General features: G+C 43.4%; 1 protein-coding gene and 1 pseudogene. Both read right to left on the bottom strand.

The genetic code is table 11. The features are described 5' to 3' along the window. A partial coding sequence (locus NU887_RS21080) for a transposase (RefSeq protein WP_258425358.1) occupies window positions 1-702 on the bottom strand: 702 nt, incomplete at its 3' end. 48 nt (window positions 703-750) lie between these two features. Further along, window positions 751-822: pseudogene (locus NU887_RS21265) on the bottom strand (IS1/IS1595 family N-terminal zinc-binding domain-containing protein); the annotation flags it as partial. Window positions 823-958 lie beyond the last annotated feature (136 nt).

The raw sequence follows: 958 nt of genomic DNA, 5'->3' as shown, positions 1-958 counted from the left end.
GGTTGATTTTGGGATTCTGGGATTATCCAGGTAAGCAAAAAGATTCGGCAAAGCACTTGTCAATACATAGAAGGAACGTCTCAACAGTTTGTGTTTATACCAAAATTTTCCCGTTATGGGATTGACCGTTTTTTCATGAACAAACTGATGGTGCCGAGCATCCCAATTGGCTAGGTCTAGTAGCCAATAGCTGAGTTCCTTTTTGGATTGGATCTGATGCAGTGTGGAGACGATTTTTCGGAGTTCCTGTCCGGGAATGCTCTTAGGGTTGCCGGAAAGCCATATTCTGCACATTCGCTGCACATGGATCACACATCGCTGAAGGGTGACGTGTGGGCAGACTTTGCGGATTGCCCTGAGCAAGGCCCTGTGTCCATCGCAGGTAATTGATTCGATCTGAACTCCAAGAATCAGCAGATTTTCCAGGTCTTCTTTGAGTTCCTCGTATCGTTCACCATCGCTGAACCGGTAGAGCTGGGTGAATTTGATGGTGTTGTCCCGGTACAAAATCAGGCATAAATCCTTGGTAAAATACGTGCCGTCAATAAGCAGATTTACCCGCTCGGAAGGGTAAACACTCAGCATAGGAGGTTCTTTCAAATACCTTTTAAAGAGCCGCTGAACCGTGCTCTTGCTCAGGCCTGTCTCTGTTACCAATTGGTCAAATGTGCGCTTTCCGACTATCCATTTTTCAAACCACACAAACCGATTGGTTTTGGCTACTGAGGGGTTGGAACCGGTAAAGAGGATGCCACAATTTTTACACTTATACCGTTGCTTACCAGACTGTTTTCCCCACTTGATTGAGTCAAGAAAACCACATGCCCAACACCTTTTTTTTTGAAGTTTTCATGAAACAAAAAAACCTTATTGAAACAGGTTTCAATAAGGTGTTCGTAATTAATTTAAAATCAGACTGTTAGAAGGTGTTTTACCAACTATTTTTGACCATTAGATC

The organism is Aquiflexum gelatinilyticum, assembly GCF_024741135.1.
In the GTDB taxonomy this organism is placed as follows: domain Bacteria; phylum Bacteroidota; class Bacteroidia; order Cytophagales; family Cyclobacteriaceae; genus Cognataquiflexum; species Cognataquiflexum gelatinilyticum.
This window is presented reverse-complemented; position numbering and strand designations above follow the sequence as displayed.